Annotated in this window: 11 protein-coding genes; 10 read left to right on the top strand and 1 reads right to left on the bottom strand. The window is 63.0% G+C overall.

From position 1 onward, the window contains the following. Window position 1 precedes the first annotated feature (1 nt). From DENOEST_RS03015 to DENOEST_RS03005, 3 genes are all read left to right on the top strand, one after another. Entirely contained in the window at window positions 2-4,012 is a 4,011-nt protein-coding gene (locus tag DENOEST_RS03015; protein ID WP_145769934.1) for an EAL domain-containing protein, read from the top strand. 124 nt (window positions 4,013-4,136) lie between these two features. Continuing rightward, window positions 4,137-5,645: a lysine--tRNA ligase gene (lysS, locus tag DENOEST_RS03010; RefSeq protein ID WP_145769933.1), complete on the top strand. Its 1,509-nt coding sequence runs from the start codon at window positions 4,137-4,139 to the stop codon at window positions 5,643-5,645. Window positions 5,646-5,758: 113 nt separating this feature from the next. Continuing rightward, window positions 5,759-6,412 carry an outer membrane lipoprotein gene (locus DENOEST_RS03005; protein WP_145769932.1) on the top strand — a complete coding sequence of 218 codons (654 nt, stop codon included), beginning with the start codon at window positions 5,759-5,761 and terminating at the stop codon, window positions 6,410-6,412. 68 nt (window positions 6,413-6,480) lie between these two features. Here DENOEST_RS03005 and gltX read toward each other — a convergent pair whose 3' ends face one another. Further along, entirely contained in the window at window positions 6,481-7,872 is a 1,392-nt protein-coding gene (gene gltX, locus DENOEST_RS03000; RefSeq protein ID WP_145770071.1) for a glutamate--tRNA ligase, read from the bottom strand. Between the two features lie 225 nt (window positions 7,873-8,097). Here gltX and hyfB point away from each other — a divergent pair, with 225 nt between their 5' ends. The 7 genes from hyfB (at window position 8,098) to DENOEST_RS02965 (ending at window position 20,737) form a co-directional block, all read left to right on the top strand. After that, complete coding sequence (hyfB, locus tag DENOEST_RS02995) at window positions 8,098-10,152, top strand: hydrogenase 4 subunit B (RefSeq protein WP_232096421.1); 2,055 nt, start codon at window positions 8,098-8,100, stop codon at window positions 10,150-10,152. 109 nt (window positions 10,153-10,261) lie between these two features. Further along, entirely contained in the window at window positions 10,262-11,209 is a 948-nt protein-coding gene (locus tag DENOEST_RS02990; protein WP_145769931.1) for a respiratory chain complex I subunit 1 family protein, read from the top strand. Window positions 11,210-11,390: 181 nt separating this feature from the next. Beyond that, a complete protein-coding gene (locus tag DENOEST_RS02985) occupies window positions 11,391-12,065 on the top strand; it encodes a formate hydrogenlyase (protein ID WP_232096420.1) in 675 nt (224 codons plus the stop codon). A 1-nt stretch (window position 12,066) separates the two neighbouring features. Beyond that, window positions 12,067-13,521 (top strand): hydrogenase 4 subunit F, encoded by a 1,455-nt coding sequence (locus DENOEST_RS02980; RefSeq protein WP_145769930.1) that lies wholly within the window; start codon window positions 12,067-12,069, stop codon window positions 13,519-13,521. Window positions 13,522-13,743: 222 nt separating this feature from the next. After that, on the top strand, window positions 13,744-15,297 hold the full coding sequence (locus tag DENOEST_RS02975) for a hydrogenase large subunit (RefSeq protein WP_145769929.1): 1,554 nt from the start codon (window positions 13,744-13,746) through the stop codon (window positions 15,295-15,297). Further along, the gene (locus DENOEST_RS02970) at window positions 15,297-15,803 is read left to right on the top strand and encodes an NADH-quinone oxidoreductase subunit B family protein (RefSeq protein WP_145769928.1); all 507 of its coding nucleotides are present in this window, start codon (window positions 15,297-15,299) and stop codon (window positions 15,801-15,803) included. The genes DENOEST_RS02975 and DENOEST_RS02970 overlap by 1 nt, the downstream gene beginning before the upstream one ends. A 233-nt stretch (window positions 15,804-16,036) precedes the next feature. Continuing rightward, window positions 16,037-20,737, top strand: coding sequence for a S8 family serine peptidase (locus DENOEST_RS02965; RefSeq protein ID WP_170228124.1), 4,701 nt, complete (start codon window positions 16,037-16,039; stop codon window positions 20,735-20,737). Window positions 20,738-20,822 lie beyond the last annotated feature (85 nt).

The following is a 20,822-nucleotide window of genomic DNA, read 5'->3' as shown; positions in this document are numbered from 1 at the left end:
CATGATCTCGATCCGCGCCCTGCTCTCCCAGCGAAGTTCGTTTCGGCGCCAACTGAGCATCGTCATTGCGACGGGCCTGTTCAGTCTGGCGCTGATTTCCTCGTTGATGCTTTCCTGGCAATCCGATCGCCGCCTACAGGAAAACTTCATCCTGCAAGGACAGCGGGTGGCCGCCAACCTCGCCCAGCAAAGCCGCCTGGCCGTCGTTTTCATGTCGGAGGACAACGCTGCCGAGGCAGTCAAAACCACCCTGGCCTTTCCCGACATCGCCGGCCTGGAAATCCGCACCCTCAATCATCAGGCCCTGGTGTCGCGGGGAGAAGCCATTGCCATCCCACCCGGCGCCCCGGACGAATCCCGCTTGCTGGCCAACAAGGCACTTCTTGATGGCGAGGACGGACAGCACTGGTATTTCATCGCCCCCATCGTCCGGGATGCGGAGGAAGCGGGTTCCCCCTTTGACATGAACGAACGCCCCGCCCTGTTGCTGGGCTATGTGCGCCTGGCCCAGAGCAAGGCGACGTTGCAGCGCATGAGCCGCGATTTTTTCGTGGTGAACCTGGGCCTTTCCCTGACCTTTGCCCTGCTGCTGTTGCTGGTGGTGCGCCGCCTGGCCGGCCGGATCAGCCAGCCCCTGGAGGCCCTGGCACTGTCCATGGGCAAGGCCGAGCGGGGGGAACCCGTCGGTCCCGCCGAGCTTTCCGGGCCCAGGGATGTGGCCGCCATGGCCCATGCCTTCAACAGCATGATGCAGGTGTTGCAGGAGCGCGAACAGGAATTGCGCCAGTCCCGGGACGATGCCATGCGCTACGCGCGCCTCAAGGCGGAATTCGCCACCACGGTCAGTCATGAGATTCGAACACCGCTCAACGGCGTGATCGGCACCCTGGACATGCTCAAGGCCAGCGCCATGCCGCCCCGCCAGGCGCAACTGCTGGATCTGGCCTGGGAATCATCCCAATACCTGCTGGAACTCATCAACAACATCCTCGACTTTTCACGACTGGAGGCCGGCAAACTGGAACCGGAGCAGATCGATTTCGACCTGCCTCACCTTGTTGCACGCATCGTGGACATGCTCTCCCTCCAGGCCAGGGACAAGCATCTCGCCATGGACTGGCGGATCGATCCGGCCTTGCCGGCGCGGCTGCGGGGCGACATGACGAGCATTCGCCAGATCCTGGTGAACCTGCTGGGGAACGCCATCAAATTCACCGAGCGCGGCAGCGTCAGCATCAACGTCGGGCCGGCGGAACGCAACCTGATACGGTTCCAGGTGAGCGATACCGGCATCGGCATCGCGGCGGAACATCAATCCACGATTTTCGATTCCTTCACCCAGGCCGACACTTCCACCACGCGGCGCTTCGGTGGCAGCGGCCTCGGCCTGTCCATCTGCAAGCAACTGGTGACCCTTCTGGGAGGCTCCATCGGCGTGGTCAGCCAGCCCGGCCAGGGCAGTTGCTTCTGGTTCGATCTGCCGCTGGAGGCCGCCGACGCGCCGGAACCGCTCAGCGCCGCGCCGGATACCCAGCATGGACGGGACCCGGCTCAGCCTTGCCGGGTGCTGGTGGTGGAAGACAACCGCACCAATCAGGTGATTGCCCAGAGCATGCTGGAAATGCTCGGGGCGGAGGCCGGCCTGGCGGAAAACGGGCTGGCGAGCATCACCGCCTTCCAGTCCGAGAAATGGGACATCGTCCTGATGGACTGCAACATGCCGGTCATGGACGGCTACGAGGCCACCGCAGCCATCCGCAGCATGGAACAGGCCTCCGAGCGGCGCACCCCGATCATCGCGATGACCGCCAATACCCAACCGGCCGACCTGTCGAAATGCCTGGCCGCCGGCATGGATGACCACCTGGCCAAGCCTCTCACCCTGGAGATGCTGGCGGCCAAGCTGAAGCACTGGCTGGCCTGGGAAGCCGCCCAGCCCCTGCGCCCCCGGGAAGTGGCGGACGATGCCGCATCGGCGCTCAATTACAGCACCATGGGGAAACTGCGGGAGGTCCTCGGCGATGCGATTCCCGAAGCGATTCGTCCCTTCATCGAGGACATGCCGAATTACCTTGAGACCATAGAGCAGGCTGCGGCGGAATCCGACAACGAGGGCCTGCGGCGCACCGCCCATGTCATCAAGGGCGCGGCGGGCAATCTGGGCGCCGACGCCCTGGCCGCCGTCGCCCGGGAAATCGAGGAAGCCGCCGATCTGGGCATCAGCGCTGAAGCCGGCCACCAGGTGGACCGGCTGCGCGTCGAATACACCCGGGTACTACCCTTGTTGCGGGCGGAGCTGACGGCCGGCCTGCCGGCATCGGCCCTGGCCCCCAACCAGGCCATGCCCCTGGTGCTGATCGTGGATGACGACCGCAGCACCCGCATCACCCTCTACCACGCCCTGGCGCGAGCCGGATTCCGCGTGGCCGAAACCACGGATGGGGCGGAGGCCCTGGCCTGGCTTGAACACACGATTCCCGATGTGATCCTGATGGATGCGCTGATGCCTGTGATGGATGGATTCACCGCCTGCATCACCATCAAGCAATCACCCCGCCTGGCCGACATCCCGGTGCTGATGATTACCGCCCTGGAGGACAAGCACTCGGTGGACCGGGCCTTCGCCGCCGGGGCCATCGACTACATTCCCAAGCCCATCCATCTGTCCGTGGTCACCCAGCGAGTGCGTCGCACGGTGGAGGCCACCCAGGCCGAGCGTCACGTGCGCCATCTCGCCTACAGCGACGTGCTGACCGGTCTGGCCAACCGCCTGGCTTTCGGCAGCCAGGTGCAGCAGGTGCTGGAGCGCTCGACCATCAAGCAGGAGCGCTTCGCCATCCTCTTCCTGGACCTGGACCGTTTCAAGGTGGTCAATGATTCCATGGGCCACGAAGCCGGCGACTACCTGCTCACCGAGGTTGCCACCCGCATCAGTCGTTGCGTACGGACCAACGATTGCGTGGCGCGCCAGGGCGGCGACGAATTCACCATCCTGCTGGAAGACATCGCCGAACCGGCCGCCGCCAAGAGCGTGGCCCAGAAGGTCAGCCGGGCACTGGCCCTGCCCTTCGGCATCAACAATCAAGATATTTTCGTTTCCGTCAGCATCGGCATTTCCATCTACCCGGACGACGGCCTGGATGTCAGCGCTCTGATGCGCCACGCCGACACGGCCATGTACCAGGCCAAGCGGGGCCGCAGCCGCATCTGTTTCTATACGCCCGACATGGAAAGCACCCTCTCCGAACATCTGAAGATGGAAACCGAACTGCGCCACGCCATAGAGCGCGAAGAACTGATCGTCCACTACCAGCCGGTGGTTGACGCCCGGGATGGCGCGCTCAAGGGCATGGAAGCCCTGGTGCGCTGGCAGCACCCGGAACGGGGACTGGTCTCCCCGGCGGATTTCATCCCCCTGGCGGAGGAAACCGGACTCATCATCGCCATCGGCGAACAGGTACTGCACATGGCCTGCACTCAGGCCAAGGCCTGGCGCGACGCCAGCGGCAGCGACATCTATGTGGCGGTCAACCTCTCGGCGCGGCAAATGGAGCAGGGCCTGGTGGCCGAACTGGTGCAAACGGCCCTGGAACGCAGCGGGCTGCCGGCCTCCGCCCTGGTTCTGGAGATCACCGAAAGCGTATTGATGGAAAACGCACGGGAGACCATCGGTACCCTGCAAACCCTGCGCAAGATGGGGGTAAGGCTGTCCATCGACGACTTCGGCACCGGCTATTCGTCCCTCAGTTACCTCAAGCGCTTTCCCACCGACACCATCAAGATCGACCGTTCCTTCATCCAGGACATGCAGCGCGATCCCGACGCCACGGCCTTGGTCACGGGCATCATCGCCCTGGCCCACAGCCTGCGTCTCAATGTTGTCGCCGAAGGGGTCGAAACCGAGGCCCAGCGGCGGGAACTCAGGCGCCTGGGTTGCGACTACCTGCAAGGCTATCTGATCAGCCGCCCCATCCCGAGCGATGCGTTTCACGAGGAATTCCTGGCCGGATAGCCGGGCATTCCAGCCCTGGCCTGGCCTTCATCTCGGCCCGCCGGAGCCTCGCCGATCTTGTTCAAAGCATCCCGGATCGGCGACAATGCCGGGTTTTCAAGCCTCCTTAGCTGAAAGATTCCCCATGAACCAGCCGGAACAAACTGCCGCTTCTCCCGCCCAGGACGAGAACCACATCATCGCCGAGCGCCGCGAGAAGCTGCGCCAATGGCGGGAAAGCGGCCGCGCCTATCCCAACGATTTCCGCCGCGAGAACACCGCCGGCCGGCTTGACGAGCTTTACGGCGAGAAGACCCGGGAGGAACTGGAAGCCGCCTCCATCGAGGTGAAGGTGGCAGGCCGGGTCATGTTGAAACGGGTGATGGGCAAGGCCAGCTTCATCACCATCCAGGACCTGTCCGGTCGCATCCAGATCTTCGTCAGCAAGGATGGCGTCGGCGAGGAGGTCTATACCGAATTCAAGCACTGGGACCTGGGCGACATCGTCGGCGTCACCGGCACCATGATGAAGACCAAGACCGGCGAGCTGACGGTCCAGGCCCAGACCATCCGCCTGCTCTCCAAGTGCCTGCGCCCCCTGCCGGAGAAGTTCCACGGCCTCTCCGACGTGGAGACCAAGTACCGCCAGCGCTACCTGGACCTGATCACCAGCGAGGAGTCCCGCTTCACCTTCGTCGCCCGCAGCCGGATGATCAGCTCCATCCGCAACTACATGACCCATCACAACTTCCTGGAAGTGGAAACGCCGATGATGCACCCCATCCCCGGCGGCGCGGCGGCCAAACCCTTCGTCACCCACCACAATGCCCTGGATCAGCAGATGTTCCTGCGCATCGCCCCGGAGCTGTACCTGAAGCGCCTGGTGGTGGGGGGGTTCGAGAAGGTCTTCGAGATCAACCGCAACTTCCGCAACGAGGGGCTGTCGCCGCGCCACAACCCCGAGTTCACCATGATGGAGTTCTACGAGGCCTACGCCGACTACCAGACCCTGATGGACTTTACCGAGGGCCTGCTGCGCCATTCCTCCCGGGAAGCCCTGGGCCGGGAGACCTTCCAATATCAAGGCCGGGAGCTGGACCTGTCCAGGCCCTTCGCCCGCCTCACCATGGTGGAGGCCATCCATCAATATCACCCGGGCTACAGCTTCGAGCAGCTCAACGATGCAGCCTGGCTGCGCCACAAGCTTGAGGAACTCCGTGTTAACGTCAAGCCCGCCGCCGGTCTGGGCACCCTGCAGATGCAGCTCTTCGAGGAAACCACCGAAGCCGAACTGTGGGAGCCCACTTTCATCATCGACTATCCCACCGAGGTCAGCCCCCTGGCCCGGGCCTCCGACAGCAGCCCGGACATCACCGAGCGCTTCGAGCTGTTCATCGTCGGCCGGGAAATCGCCAACGGTTTCTCCGAGCTGAACGACCCGGAAGACCAGGCCGCCCGTTTCCAGCAACAGGCCCAGGCCAAGGAAGCCGGCGACGAGGAGGCCATGTTCTACGACGCCGACTACGTGCGCGCCCTGGAGTACGGCCTGCCTCCCACCGGCGGCTGCGGCATCGGCATCGACCGTCTGGTGATGCTGCTCACCGACAGCCCGGCAATCCGCGACGTGATCCTGTTTCCCCAGATGCGGACGTAGTGTTGGAAGCAGCGTGACTTATTCGACGCCGGCAGGTAACAGCATGTTGCCGGCGTCAGCCGCGTCCCAAGGTCTCACGTTAGAGTGTCCGTAAGTCCACCACGGAGACCCTCATGGAAAGCACCTCTCGCCCGCCCCTGCATCCCTTGCTCTGGATTGCAGCCGTAGCCGTCATTCTCTTCGCCGGGGTTGGCACGGCCCATTTCCTCGGGCTGCTGCCCGGCAAGACCGAACCACAGCCGGCAACGGAAGCAGTGCCGGCCACCGCTCCATCGACGGCAACACCTCCCGCGCCCGCCGCACCGGTTGCAGCTTCCGCTGCGCCGGCACCGGCCCAGAAGGTCGTGCGCAAGCCGCCGGCTTCCCCCAAGCCGGCATCCCAGTCCGGCGCCCCCGCCACAGCCGTCAGCGCCCCTCCCGCCGGCCCCGCATACTGCAGTAACTGCGGCGCCATCGATTCCGTCCGCCAGGTGACGAAGGAAGGCGAAGGCTCGGGTCTGGGCGCCATCGCCGGTGGCGTGATCGGCGGCGCCCTGGGCCATAACGTCGGCCGGGGCCGGGGTCAGGACATTGCCACCGTGGCCGGGGCCGTGGGTGGCGCCGTGCTGGGCAACAAGATCGAGAAATCCCAGAAATCCAGCAGCCGCTGGGAAACCACTGTTCGCTTCGAGGATGGCACCTCCAGCATCATCGGCAGCGACAGCCAGCCCTCCTGGCGTGCTGGCGACCGAGTCAAGGTGGTCAATGGTGCCATCGTGCCCCGCTGAACAAGGGGGTGACAAGAAAAAGCCGAGGCGAGAGCCTCGGCTTTTTTATTTCATCTGACGCGGCAAACTCAGAGCCAGCGCTTCAGCCGCGCCAGCACCGTTTCCCGGCCCAGCACTTCGAGCACGGCGTCGATGGCCGGGGACTGGGGCTGGCCCAGCAGGGCGACCCGCAGGGGAATCGCCACCTGAGGCATTTTCAGGCCCAGGACGGCGCAGGTTTCCTTGATGGCCTGACTCAGGACAGCCTTCTGCCATTCCGCCGTCGCCAACCGCCCCCCTAGATCAGCCAGGGCCGCCCGGGCGGCGGCGGTCAGGTGGGTCTCGATCATCTCGGCGGAGGGGTGGACTTCCACCAGCAGGGGCTCCACCGCGTCGGCCAGTTCGTTGAGGTTGCCCACCCGGTCCTTGTAGAGGGCCACCAGCCGCTCGAGTGGGGGGCCGGCCTCCGGGTCGATGCCCCGGGGCGCCAGGCGGCGGGCCGCTTCGGCGGCGAGATGGCTGTCGGCGGCCTGCTTGATGTATTGCTGGTTGAGCCAGTTGAGCTTCTCGGTGTTGAACTGGGCGGCGGAAGGCGTGATGTGGTCCAGGTCGAACCACTGCACGAACTGCTCCCGGGAGAAGAACTCGTCGTCGCCATGGGACCAGCCCAGACGCGCCAGATAGTTGATGATGGCGTCCGGCAGGTAGCCGGCATCGTCGAAATCCGTCACCGCCACCGCGTTGCGGCGCTTGGAAAGCTTCTGGCCGTCGTCCCCCAGGATCATCGACAGGTGGGCGTACTGGGGCACGGCGGCGCCCAGGGCCTGGAGCACGTTGATCTGGCGCGGCGTGTTGTTCACATGGTCGTCGCCGCGAATGACCTGGGTGATGCCCATGTCCCAATCGTCCACCACCACGCAGAAGTTGTAAGTGGGCGTGCCGTCGGCCCGGGCAATGATGAAATCGTCCAGTTCCGTATTGGCGAATTCGATGCGGCCCTTGACCAGGTCGTCCCAGGCCACCACGCCCTCCTGGGGGTTGCGAAAGCGCACCACCGGCTCCACGCCGGGCGGTGGCGGCGGCAGGGTCTTGCCCGGCTCGGGCCGCCAGCGGCCATCGTAGCGGGGCTTTTCCTTCCTGGCCTCCTGCTCGGCCCGCAGGGCCTCCAGCTCGTCCTTCGACATATAGCAGTGGTAGGCGCTGCCCGCGGCCAGCATCTGGGCGATCACGGCCTTGTAGCGGTCCATGCGCTGCATCTGGTAGTAGGGGCCTTCGTCATGCTCCAGGCCTAGCCAGCGCATGCCGTCGAGAATGGCCTGCACCGCTTCCGGCGTGGAACGCTCCAGGTCCGTGTCTTCGATCCGCAGGATGAACTTGCCGCCGTGGCGGCGGGCGTAGGCCCAGGCGAACAGGGCCGTGCGGGCGCCGCCGATGTGGAGATAGCCGGTGGGGCTGGGCGCGAAGCGGGTGCGTACCGTCATGGGAGTCTGACCTGCGTAAAAGCGGGTGATTTTACGCGACGGTGCCGCCCCTTGATGGCCCGTGCCCGTGGCATGTTCCCAGAACATGGCGGCTTTGCTCCCATCACCTAGATTGGTAGCTGATTTCCGATCCTGAAGCGCCCGATGTTAATGTTAATAACATTAACATTTAAATGTAATCAGAAACTGATATGATGCCCAACAAATGGGAGCGATAAAACGGCAATGTTGGGTGCGACAATCCGGGCCATGGTCATGACCGTGCTCCAGAATCTCGGCCACTGGGTGCATCTGGATTGGGCACTGGTCGTCGTGGTCGCCTGGCTGCTGATCGGCGTGGCGGGTCTGTTCGCCCTGCGGCGACTGACGCTGGTGGCGCGGCTGCTGTTCCCCGCCGGTGGCCTGTTCGGTCTGGTCCTGACCGGCATCGCCCTGAGCGCCGTGCTGGGCATCCCCGAGACCGCCGTGCTGCCCATCGGCCTGCCCGGCCTGCCCTTCCATTTCCGCCTGGATGCCCTGTCCGCCTTTTTCCTGCTGGTGATCGGCGCCGCCTCGGCAGGCGTCTCTGCCTTCGCCGCCGGCTACTTCCGCAAGGGAGAAGGCACGCCGCCGGGCCTGCTCTGCTTCGAATACCACGTATTCCTCGCCAGCATGGCCCTGGTGGTGCTGGCCGACGACGCCTACGCCTTCATGGTGATGTGGGAGACCATGGCTCTGTCATCCTACTTCCTGGTCATCGCCAACCACCGCATTCCGGAAATCCGCCGCGCCGGCTATCTCTACCTGCTGGTGGCCCACATCGGCGCCATCGGCATCCTGCTCTGCTTCGGCGTCCTGCAGGCCAACACCGGCGACTACACCTTCGCCAACATGCGGCTCCAGCAGCTCACGCCCTTCTGGGGCTCGGCCGCCTTTCTGCTGGCCCTGTTCGGTTTCGGCGCCAAGGCCGGCATCCTGCCCCTGCATATATGGCTGCCCGAGGCCCATCCCGCCGCCCCTTCGCCGGTCTCGGCCCTGATGAGCGGGGTGATGCTGAAGACCGCCGTCTATGGTGTGCTGCGAATTTCCTTCGACCTGCTCCAGGCCCAGCTCTGGTGGTGGGGCGTGGTGCTGCTGGCCATCGGCCTGGCCACGGCCCTGTTCGGCGTGGTCTTCGCCGCGGTCCAGGTGGACATGAAGCGGCTGCTGGCCTACTCCTCCATCGAGAACATCGGCCTCCTGTTCACCGGCATCGGCCTGGCGGTGCTGTTTTCCGCCTACGGCATGAAACCGGTGGCGGCCCTGGCCCTGACGGCGGTGCTCTACCACGTGGCCAGCCATGCCTTGTTCAAGAGCCTGCTGTTCCTCAGTACCGGCGCGGTGCTCCATGCCACCCGGGAGCGCAGCCTGGGCAAGCTGGGCGGCCTGATCCGCTACATGCCCTGGGTGGCCTGGGTGAGCCTGATCGGCGTGCTGGCCAGCGCCGGCCTGCCCCCCCTGGGCGGCTTCGTCTCGGAATGGCTGCTGCTGCAAAGCTTCCTGTTCACCCCGGGCCTGCCCAATTCCTTCCTCAACATGCTGATCCCCGTGGTGGCGGCCATGATCGCCCTGCTGGCGGCCCTGGCCGGCTACACCATGGTCAAGTTCTTCGGCGTGATCTTCCTGGGCCAGCCCCGGGAAGCCAAGCTGTCCGAGGCCCACGACGCCGGCACCTGGGAGCGCATCGGCATGCTCTGGCTGGTGGCCGGCTGCCTGGCCCTGGGCCTGCTGCCGGTCCAGTTCATCCAGTTGATTGATCCGGTAACCCAGCAACTGGTCGCCACGGGCCTGGGAGACCGGGTGGCGGCCAGCGGCTGGCTGCTGGTGCCGGTCACCGTGGAGCGGGCCAGCTATGGGCCGGTGGTGTTCCTGCTGGGCGTGGCGGCGAGCTGCGCCCTGGCCTGGCTGCTGGTGCGCCGCCTCTATCACGGCCGGCTGCGCCGGGCGGTCCCCTGGGACTGCGGCTTTCCCTGGCAGACCGCCCGCATGCAGGACACGGCGGAGGGTTTCGGCCAGCCGATCCGGCAGATATTCGAGCCATTCTTCCGCCTGGAGCGGGAACTGCCGACCCCCTTCGACGAACATCCCCGTTACCGGGTCAGCACCGGCGACCATTTCTGGCACTGGCTCTACCTGCCGGTGGCGGTCGGCGTGGAACGCCTGGCCCGGCTGATCGGCCTGCTGCAACAGGGACGCATCGCCCTCTACCTGCTCTACAGCTTCCTGACCCTGATCGGCGTGCTGATGGTGGTGCAGCGATGAGCGACCCGCACGGCCGCCCGAAGGGGCGCAAGCCACAACATGGAGCCGCAACGCGGCGAACCGCTATCACCACTTCCCCCGGGGAGGGGGCCGGGGGGAGGGTAGTCCAATGAATCTCCTAGGCCTCGTCTCCCAACTGCTGGCGATTCTCGCCGCCCTCCTGCTGGCGCCCCTGCTCACCGGCTGGATCAACCAGTGCCGGGCCTGGACCCAGAACAGGTCGGCCCCGGGGCTGCTTCAGCCCTACCGGATGCTGCACAAGCTGTTCCACAAGGAGTCGGTGCTGGCCGAACACGCCTCGCCCCTGTTCCGTCTGGCCCCCTATGTGGTGTTCGGCTGCATGGCCCTGGCCAGCGCCATCATTCCCACCCTATCCACCGACCTGCCCCTGGCGCCGGCGGCGGACGCCATCGCCCTGGTGGGCCTGTTTGCCCTGGCCCGGGTGTTCATCTCTCTCGCCGCCATGGACATCGGCACCGCCTTCGGCAGCCTGGGCGCCCGACGCGAAATGCTGATCGGCTTCCTGGCCGAGCCGGCCCTGCTGATGGTGCTGTTCTCCGCCTCCCTGATTTCCAAGTCCACGTCCCTCACCACCATCGTCGAGACCCTGGCCCACCGCAACCTGGCGATCTATCCCAGTCTGGCCTTCGCCGGCGTGGCCTTCACCATGGTGTCCCTGGCGGAGAACGCCCGGGTGCCGGTGGACAACCCGGCCACCCATCTGGAACTGACCATGATCCACGAGGCCCTGATCCTGGAATATTCCGGCCGCCACCTGGCCCTGCTCGAGTGGGCCGCGAGCCTGAAGCTCTTCGCCTATTCCTGCATCGGCCTGGCCCTGTTCTTTCCCTGGGGCGTGGCCGAGGCCCAGGCGCCCCTGGCCCTGCTCCTGGCCTTGCCGGCCCTGGTCTTCAAGCTGGCCATCGGCGGCGCCCTGCTGGCCGGCCTGGAGGCCATGAGCGCCAAGATGCGCATCTTCCGCGTCCCGGAATTTCTCGCCACCGCCTTCCTGCTGGCGGTGATCGGCATGCTGGTCAACATCCTGCTAGGTGTCTAGTCACTAATCGGTCAAGTCATGACAAATCGTGAGAAGAATTTCGAGCGAAGCGCGCCAATACAGTCGCCTCCCCCGCGAGGGGGAGGTCGGGAGGGGGCGGGCCTCAATTCGCTTTTTTGGCCAGGCAGCATGACTCTCCATCGAAGCTTCTCTTGTTTGGTTCCGGCTGGTCCGGCGTAGGATGATGAGCGGACAGATCAGCGGCCTGATGGCCCAGTTCATCAACCTCCTGGCGGCGATTCTGCTGATGCTGGCCTTCGCCATGATCTCCCAGCGGCGGATACTTTCCCTGATCCACCTGTTCACCGCCCAGGGCGTTACCCTGGTGGCGGCGACCGTCATCGTCGGCTACCTGACCCACCAGCCCCATCTGTACGTCTCCGCCGCCATCACCCTGGCCCTCAAGGTGATCCTGATCCCCCTGCTGCTGCACCGGGTCATCACCCGGCTGAATGTGCGCTGGGACGTGGAGACCCTGGTCAACATCCCCACCACCATGCTGATCGGCATCGTGCTGGTGATGTTCGCCTTCCACCTGGCCCGCCCCATCTCCCAGCTCTCCACCACCATCGCCCACGGCACCCTGGGCATCGCCCTGGCTTGCGTGCTGCTCTCCTTCATGATGATGATCACCCGCTCCAAGGCGGTGCCCCAGGTGATCGGCTTCCTCTCCATGGAGAACGGCCTGTTCTTCGCCGCCACTTCCGCCACCTACGGCATGCCCATGGTGGTGGAACTGGGCATCGCCCTGGACGTGCTGGTGGGCATCCTGATCCTCGGCGTGTTCATGTTCCAGATCCGCGAGCAGTTCGACAGCCTCGACATTCGCCACCTGGAAAAGCTCAAGGAAGACTGAATTGGAGACACTGCTTCTCGTCCTCGGCATTCCCCTCCTCGGCAGCGCGGTGCTGGCCTTCACCGGGCATCGAGACGTGGCACGGGACATCAATGTCGGCTTCAGCCTGGGCACCTTCCTGGCCGCCTGCGCCCTGACCGTCCAGGTCATCTCGGCGGGGCACCTCTTCGCCTGGAACAAGGAATTCTTCATCGATCCGCTGAACGCCTTCCTGGTCAGCCTGACCGCCTTCGTCGGTCTCACCACCGCCATTTTCTCGCGGCCCTACATGCGGGTGGAGCGCGACCACGGCAAGATGACGCCGCGCCGCCTGCGGCTCTATCACAGCATGTACCAGTTGTTCAGCTTCACCATGCTGGTGGCTCTGATGACCAACAACATGGGTGTGCTGTGGGTTTCCATGGAAGCGGCGACCCTCACCACGGTGCTGCTGGTGAGCGTCTATCGCACCGCCGCCAGCCTGGAGGCGGCCTGGAAATACTTCATCCTCTGCGGCGTCGGCATCGCCCAGGCCCTGTTCGGCACCGTGCTGCTCTACATGGCGGCGGAAAAGGTGCTCGGCGCCGAGGGCGGCGCCCTGCTGTGGTCCAATCTGGACGCGGTCAAGGAGCAGCTCGATCCCAACATCATCACCCTGGCCTTTGCCTTCCTGTTCATCGGCTACGGCACCAAGGTGGGCCTGGTGCCCCTGCACAACTGGCTGCCCGACGCCCACGCCGAGGGGCCGACCCCGGTCTCGGCGGTGCTCTCGGGCCTGCTGCTGAACGTGGCTCTCTACGCCGTCCTGCGCTGCAAGGTGCTGACCGACGGCGCCCTCGGCACGCCCCTGGCCGGCCAGTTGATGATGGCCTTCGGCCTGCTCTCGGTGGTAACCGCCGCCTTCTTCCTCTCCCGGCAGAAGGATGTCAAGCGCATGTTCGCCTACTCCTCCATCGAGCACATGGGGCTGATGACCTTCGCCTTCGGCATGGGCGGCCCCGTCGCCAACTTCGCCGGCCTGCTGCACATGACGGTGCATTCCCTGATCAAATCGTCGATCTTTTTCGCCGTCGGCCATGCCACCCAGAAGGCCGGCACCCAGTTGATGGACGAGATCCGGGGCCTGATCAAGGTCAATCCCACCGTGGGCTGGGGCCTGATGCTGGGCTCCCTGGCCATTCTCGGCATGCCCCCCTTCGGCGTCTTCGCCAGCGAGTTCCTGATCCTCACCACCGCCATGCGCGAGCAACCCTGGGCCACGCCCTTCCTTCTGCTGGCCCTGGGCGTGGCCTTCGCCGCCGTCTTCGGCCGGGTCCAGCCCATGGTCTTCGGCGAGACCTCGGTCAAGCCCCTGGCCCACCCGCCCGCCCTGCTGCCCGTCTTTGTCCACCTGGCCCTGGGCCTGATGCTGGGCCTGTACATACCGCCCTACCTGGACACCTGGTACCGCCAGGCGGCCCGCATGCTCGGGAGCTAGCGCTCATGGAAGTCAATTCCCCCCTGTCCATGAAATACGCTAAGGAAACATTTATAAGTCCGTCACACCGGCGAAGGCCGGTGTCCAGTTCCTGGATTCCGGCGTTCGCCGGAATGACGCATGGGGACTTGTTCAGCGTATCCCTGAAGGCAAATCGACCGCCCCCCGCTCCGGGGCGGGGCTACCCATCGGCTCCGGCCCCGCTTTTTCCACGTTAAGACCATGCGTATCGACGAACTGGAACTCGATCCCCTGCGTCTGACCGCGCCCCTGCCCATCTGGCGCAGCACGGTGGATCGCGACACCTGGCTGGCCGCCGCCCGGAACGTGGCGGCGGCGGGTGGTCGGCTGGTGGCCCTGTGGGGCAGCGACCGGGGATCGGCGTCAGCCCCCGACTTGGCGGTCTCCGCCGCCTACGGCACCCAGGGCGGTCTGCTCTGGCTCGATCTGTCCCTGGACCAGGGCGGCGCCTTCCCCGACCTGACACCCCTCTACCCCTTTGCCAGCCGCATGCAGCGGGCCGCGGCCGACCTGCTCGGCATCGCCCCGGAAGATGCCGCCGATCGCCGTCCCTGGCTGGCCCACGGCGCCTGGCCGGAACACTATCTGCCTCTGCGGGCCAGCACCCTGTCCACGGCGGCCGGCCCCGCCCGGGAAGCGACCGACTATCCCTTCGTCCGCGTCGAGGGCGAAGGCGTCCATGAAATTCCCGTGGGTCCGGTGCATGCCGGCATCATCGAGCCGGGCCATTTCCGTTTTTCCGTGGTGGGCGAGAAGGTGCTGCGCCTGGAGGAACGCCTGGGCTACACCCACAAGGGCATCGAGCAGCGCTTCACCCAACTGCCGCCCCTGGAGGCCCACCGCCTGGCGGGGCGGGTTTCCGGCGACAGCACGGTGGCCCACGCCTGGGCCTACTGCATGGCCCTGGAATCCGCCTGCGGCTGCGAAATACCGGAACGTGCCCAGTGGTTGCGGGCGCTGCTGCTGGAGCGGGAGCGGGTCGCCAACCACCTGGGGGACCTGGGCGCCCTGGGCAACGACGCCGCCCTGGCCTTCGGTCTGGCCCAGTTTTCCCGGCTGCGGGAGGACTGGCTGCGCCTCTCCCGAATAGCCTTCGGCCATCGCCTGATGATGGACTGCGTCGTGCCCGGCGGCGTCGCTCTGGACCCGAGTCCAGGCGCCCTCCAGGCGCTGCTGCGTCAATGCGACGGTATCGAAGGGGAAGTGCTGGCCCTGCGCATCGTCTATGACGAACATTCCGGACTCCAGGACCGCTTCATCGGCACCGGCCGGGTCAAGCCGGAACTGGCCGCCCGCCTCGGCCTCACCGGTTTGGCGGGCCGAGCCAGCGCCCAGTCCGCGGACCTGCGCTGCGACCAGCCCTGGGCGCCCTACGACAGCCTGGAAGTCAGGATGGCGACCCACCGCAACGGCGATGTGGCCGCCCGGGTGACGGTGCGTTTCGAGGAAGTACTGGAGTCCCTGCGCCTGATGCGTCTGATACTGGCCCGGCTGCCCGCCGGCGAGACCCGGGCCGTCGTGAGCCTGCCCGCCCACGACGCGGTGGGCGCCGGCTGGGTGGAAGGCTGGCGCGGCGAAATCCTGGTGGCCCTGGAACTGAAGGGCGAGACCGGCCGCCTGGGCCGCTGCCACTGCCACGACCCTTCCTGGCAGAACTGGCCGGTGCTGGAACACGCGGTGATGGGCAACATCGTTCCGGACTTCCCCCTGATCAACAAGTCCTTCAACCTCAGCTATTCGGGACACGACCTCTGATGTGGAAGATCCTCAAACAGATCCTGCACGCCGGCATACCCACCGAAGCGGCGCCCCTCTCCGAGGAAGACGAGGGGGAAGAGGCCGAGCGCATTCAGCGGGAGATACTGGAAATCCTGGGCCAGGCCCTGACCATCCGCCAGGTGGATGCGGGCTCCTGCAACGGCTGCGAACTGGAAATCCACGCCCTCAACAACCCCTACTACAACATCGAGGGACTGGGCATCAAATTCGTCGCCAGCCCCCGCCACGCCGACCTGCTGCTGGTGACCGGCCCGGTCACCAGCAGCATGGAAATGGCCCTGCGCCGCACCTTTGATGCCACCCCGGAACCCCGGCTGGTGGTGGCCGTCGGCGACTGCGGCTGCGACGGCGGCATCTTCGGCGAGAACTACGCCTGCCGGGGGGCAGTCGCCAATGTCATTCCGGTGGATGTGACGGTGCCAGGCTGCCCGCCGGCTCCCATCGAGATCTTGCGGGGCATATTGAAGGCAGTCAGACGCTGAAGCCTGAAAGGGCTCGCCACACCCTGCCCCGGCGGCCTTCTGGCGGCTAGTTTTAGAGCCCCGTCACTTGACAGCCATGGAACCAGAGCCAAAACCCAAGGCCACTATGACTTTCGTCATATTGTCACGGCAAGGGGCAATCTGAGACTATGGGTTGCTTTGAATGTCCTCGCTGAACCAGCGAAATCCAGAATTATCAAGAAAGGATGGGGGCAATCCACATAGAGGGAACCATGGCGGACACCATACCTAGTAATACCTCGTCATCGACAACGCTTTCGGCCAACTCATCATCAACGAGTGCAATTGACTATGCCGGTGACAAAGACTGGTGGCGAGTAAGTTTACAGGCTGGCTACGGCTATCAAATCGCCATTGAGGGTAGCCAGTACGGATATGGCACTTTGGGCGATCCCTACCTCGCCATCTATAACTCAGCAGGAGTAGCCCAGCTATCGAATAACGATTACAGCCTATACACAAGAGATTCCTATCTGTACGTCACACCAACCAGCAGTGGCACATACTTCCTGAGTGCAGAGGAATATGGAAACAATGCCACCGGCACATACACAATATCCCTATACCGAGACCAACTGGCAACAACAGCCACCGCCGCGACGATTAGTGTCAATAGCAGTACTACTGACAGTATCGGGGTACAGTCGGACTATTCAGATTGGTATGCTGTCACGCTGACAGCGGGCGTCAATTATCAGTTTGATCTAACCGGAGTCTGGGGCGATGGGGGCAGCGCCGGCCTAACCCTGGTAGACCCATGGCTATCACTTAGAAGCAATACAGGGATACTTGTCGCGTATGACGACGACTCAGGCCTCGGACTAAATTCACGAATTTTCTATACGCCAACGACCTCGGGGACCTACTACCTGGACGTTCAGGAGGCAGGCAATGATGGGGCAGGTATTTATCGCCTGACAGTCAAAGCCAACCCGGTCACTGCGGCGCTTACCCTTGGTAGCAGTCAGAGCGGCACTCTCAACTTTTCCAGCGATGTCGACCTCTATAGCATCTCCCTGACCGCAGGAACCACCTACGCTTTTACGATCGATGGCAGCACGCTTACCGATCCTTACCTGGAACTGCTTAATAGCGATGGAGCCACCCTCGATTTCGATGATGACAATGGATCAGGTCTCAATGCATATCTGGCGTTCACTCCTTCATCGAGTGGCACCTATTACCTGGCGGCAAGGGAGTCCGGAAACAACGCCACAGGCAGTTATAGCGTCCGGGCCTGGCAGTTGCCGACCGTCTCCATCGATAGCTCCGCAGCAACAGAAGGTGACAGTGGCACCACGAATCTCGTTTTCACCCTGAGTCTTTCCGCTGCCAGCCCAACAGCCGTCAGCGTAACGGCTAGCACTCTCGGATTAAGCACCGCAACGGCAGGAACAGATTTCAACTCCACGACATCAACGGTAACCTTTGCACCAGGCCAGACATCGGCGACCTTCACAGTACAGGTCAAGGGAGACACCGTTTTTGAACCGACAGAAAATGTCTATGGATTTCTATATTCACCACAGGGAGCTGTTCTAGACGCTTCAAGCTGGGCAGCCTTTGGGATTATTGCCGACAACGACAGCCCCTATGCTCTTCCCTCGGATGACGGGCTCACCTACCAGTGGTACTTGTACCCAACAACCGGCATCAATGCCTTCCCGGTATGGTCTGACTACACAGGTGCCGGTGTTCGGGTTGCGGTCTTTGATCAAGGGATTGACCCCAACCACCCAGACCTCAACGGCAATCTGCTTACCAATCTTGGTCGCAATGCTTCGAACCTGAGTGCCGGAGGGGCGCCGATTCTTACTGATGACAATCACGGTACCGCCGTTGCTGGCACGATTGCAGCAGAAAGAGATGGGGCAGGTATTGTCGGAGTGGCGTATGAGGCAAGCTTGGTTTCGATATATAACGGAATGACAAGTTCCGAAATACCCAATGCTTTTCAATATGCCAAGAATTTCGATGTACTAAACAACAGCTGGGGATTCGCCCAGCAGGACTATACATACTCGTGGGAGCATTGGGCGTTCTTAGACAATTTCCAATCGCCGGAATTTTCTTCGGCTGGGGAGGCTTTGGCGAATTTGGCAGCAACAGGACGCGACGGTCTAGGGACGATTGTCGTCCAATCCGCAGGCAATAGTTTTGATTTTGGTGATGACACCAATCTCCACAACTTCCAGAACAGTCAATACATCATCACCGTCGCCGCCACTGACTACGCCGGCAATGTGACCAGTTACAGCTCCCCGGGTGCCTCGGTACTTGTCGCGGCGCCTGGGGGCGGGGGTAGTGACAGTCTGAGCGACATCATTACAACCGACAGGGTTGGCAGCGCCGGCGACGATTCATCCAATTACGCAAGTACTTTGGGAACATCTTTTTCCGCGCCCATTGTCTCTGGCATTGTCGCGCTGATGCTGGAAGCGAATCCTGAACTCGGCTATCGAGATGTCCAGGAAATTCTGGCCTACTCAGCCCGCGAGATCGGTTCCCCATCCAATGACTGGCGCTACAACGGCGCCGGCAACTGGAATGGCGGAGGGCTCCACTACGACGCCGTCTACCATGACCTCGGGTTTGGCTTGGTAGACGCAAGGGCTGCGGTAAGACTGGCCGAGACCTGGGGTGCATCCCATACCGCACCCAATCGCCAACAAGTGACATCCAGCCATAGCCCTGCTCTTGCCATTCCAGACAACAACTCGAATGGCGCCTATGACTCCATTTACGTGGGCCAGAGCATCGACGTAGAGCGGGTTGAAGTCACCCTGAACGTGACTCACAACTTTGTGGGCGACCTGGCCATCTATCTTGAGTCGCCATCTGGCACCGGAAGCTGGTTGCTTTGGCGACCACAACAAAACCCTCTGAGTGCCTACGGTACCGACCAAAACGACATTCACTTCACTTTCGACACGGTGCTGAATTGGGGAGAGTCATCAACGGGAACCTGGAATATCTGGGTTTCTGATCGTGTGGCGGGCGATGTTGGAACCTTTGATTCCTGGACCCTGAACCTTATCGGCAAGCCCGCCTCCTCCGATGATTGTTACATCTACACGGACGAGTTCGCGGAAGCCTGTAGCGATCAGGCCAACAGGGCAACCTTGTCCGACTCCAGCGGCATAGACACCCTGAACGCCGCCGCCTGCTCCACGAATTCCATCCTGAACTTGGTATCCGGTAGCACTTGCACCATCGATGGAAGAAGCCTGACGATTTCCAGCAGCACGATCATAGAAAATGCCTACGGGGGTGATGGCGCCGATCAGATCAGCGGCAACTCGGCAGCAAACTCCCTGAATGGAATGCGTGGCAATGACACGATCTCGGGTCTTGCTGGTAACGACACACTGGATGGTGGCGCCGGTAATGACCGGCTCATTGGCAATGAGGGGGCCGACTCCCTGACCGGCGGAATCGGTGACGATGTGTTCGCCTATCAGGCCAGCAATGAATCGACGGTATCAGGCCTGGATACCATCACCGATTTCTCTTCGGGGGACCGCATAGAGTTCTCGGGAATTTCTGGAGTTTCCCTTGCTCAAACGCTTTACAGCTACCAAGTCACGATCAACGCCACTCTGTCTGCAATCACGGCCAATAGTTCGATCAATAACGTAGCCGTACAGTTCACCGATGGAGTCGACGGCTACTTGTACATCAAGGGCTCCGGTACCGGCACAAGTTTCAATGGCAGCCTGATCAAACTTGCAGGCAGAACAAGCGCATTGGGTCTCGGAGATTTCATTGGCATCACGACCACCACGAATTTCGACACATCAGCCCCGACAGTTTCCTCATTCAGCCCTGCCGATGAGGCAACCGCCGTTGCCATCGGCAGCAATATCGTCGTTACCTTCAGCGAGGCCATTCAGCGTGGCAGCGGCAACATTGTTCTGAAGACGTCTGCCGGAGCAACCATTGCCACCTATGATGCCACGACCAGCAGCAACCTCAGCATTTCTGGCAGCACCATTACAGTTAATCCAACCAACAATCTTTCGCACAACACTGGATACAGGCTTGAATTTTCCGCAGGTAATATCAAGGATCTCGCCGGCAACAGCTATGCAGGAACCAGTAGCTACAATTTCACGACCCAAGGAGAAATGACAAGCGGTAGTTCTGGCAATGACAATCTCCAGGCAAGCAATGGCAATGCATCATATGACGGTGGGGCAGGCGAGGACCTTATTACATTCCAGGGAATGCGCAGTCAGTATTCCATCAGCTTGCAGGCCAATGGTGATGTAGTCGCCACGAACAGCAGTGGCACCATCGTTCTCCGAGACATCGAGAATATACATTTCAGCGACAGCGCGGCTGATGTTTCCATCATGAGCCTGCTCCCCTCGCCCAGGATCGACACATCCGATGCTCAAAGCTACAACGCCAAGGTTCAGACCTATTTCATCGGCACCCTGGGCCGGGCCGCCACGACTGCGGAATTAAGCCAATACACCTCCTTGCTGGCGAGTCAGAACGGCAGCGTTTGGCTGGATGCCAATGGTCAGACCGGCACCACAGGTAGTCTGGTAGCCTATCTGGCCACCAGTAGTGAATTCGCCAGCCTGACGGCAGGTAAGAGCAACAGCCAGATCGTGGATGAGATGTACCTGCGGCTCACGGGCGACCTTCCTTCATTGGCCCTCCATGACTATTACCAGTCCAAACTGGATGCCAGCACGATCAGGGTCCGCGGCCTGCTTAACGCCATCCTCAACGACCTGTCCATCATGCCCCGGGCCGACGGCACCCTGAACCAGCCTTCAACCTGGACAGTGAACATTCAATCCGACATGGAGCCGGTTGAACTGGTGGGCATGGTGAACAAGCTGCACAGCATCGGGAACATCAGCTTCACCAATCTGGACGCCAGCGGAAACTTGAGCTGAGAGGCCCCCTCTCCCCCGGCCCCTCCCCCGCGAGGGGGAGGGGAGCAGTTGGGCTGATTCCACCAACCCGAGCGCGTGGATGTGA

This window comes from Denitratisoma oestradiolicum (assembly GCF_902813185.1).
In the GTDB taxonomy this organism is placed as follows: domain Bacteria; phylum Pseudomonadota; class Gammaproteobacteria; order Burkholderiales; family Rhodocyclaceae; genus Denitratisoma; species Denitratisoma oestradiolicum.
The sequence above is the reverse complement of the archived record's forward strand: the minus strand, read 5'-3'. Positions and strand labels throughout refer to the sequence as shown.

Excerpts from the sequence above, each read along its gene's own strand:
- DENOEST_RS03015 (WP_145769934.1), top strand. The coding sequence starts at position 2 with ATGATCTCGATCCGCGCCCTGCTCTCCCAGCGAAGTTCGTTTCGGCGC.
- lysS (WP_145769933.1), top strand. The coding sequence starts at position 4,137 with ATGAACCAGCCGGAACAAACTGCCGCTTCTCCCGCCCAGGACGAGAAC.
- DENOEST_RS03005 (WP_145769932.1), top strand. The coding sequence starts at position 5,759 with ATGGAAAGCACCTCTCGCCCGCCCCTGCATCCCTTGCTCTGGATTGCA.
- gltX (WP_145770071.1), bottom strand. The coding sequence starts at position 7,872 with ATGACGGTACGCACCCGCTTCGCGCCCAGCCCCACCGGCTATCTCCAC.
- hyfB (WP_232096421.1), top strand. The coding sequence starts at position 8,098 with ATGTTGGGTGCGACAATCCGGGCCATGGTCATGACCGTGCTCCAGAAT.
- DENOEST_RS02990 (WP_145769931.1), top strand. The coding sequence starts at position 10,262 with ATGAATCTCCTAGGCCTCGTCTCCCAACTGCTGGCGATTCTCGCCGCC.
- DENOEST_RS02985 (WP_232096420.1), top strand. The coding sequence starts at position 11,391 with ATGATGAGCGGACAGATCAGCGGCCTGATGGCCCAGTTCATCAACCTC.
- DENOEST_RS02975 (WP_145769929.1), top strand. The coding sequence starts at position 13,744 with ATGCGTATCGACGAACTGGAACTCGATCCCCTGCGTCTGACCGCGCCC.
- DENOEST_RS02970 (WP_145769928.1), top strand. The coding sequence starts at position 15,297 with ATGTGGAAGATCCTCAAACAGATCCTGCACGCCGGCATACCCACCGAA.
- DENOEST_RS02965 (WP_170228124.1), top strand. The coding sequence starts at position 16,037 with ATGGCGGACACCATACCTAGTAATACCTCGTCATCGACAACGCTTTCG.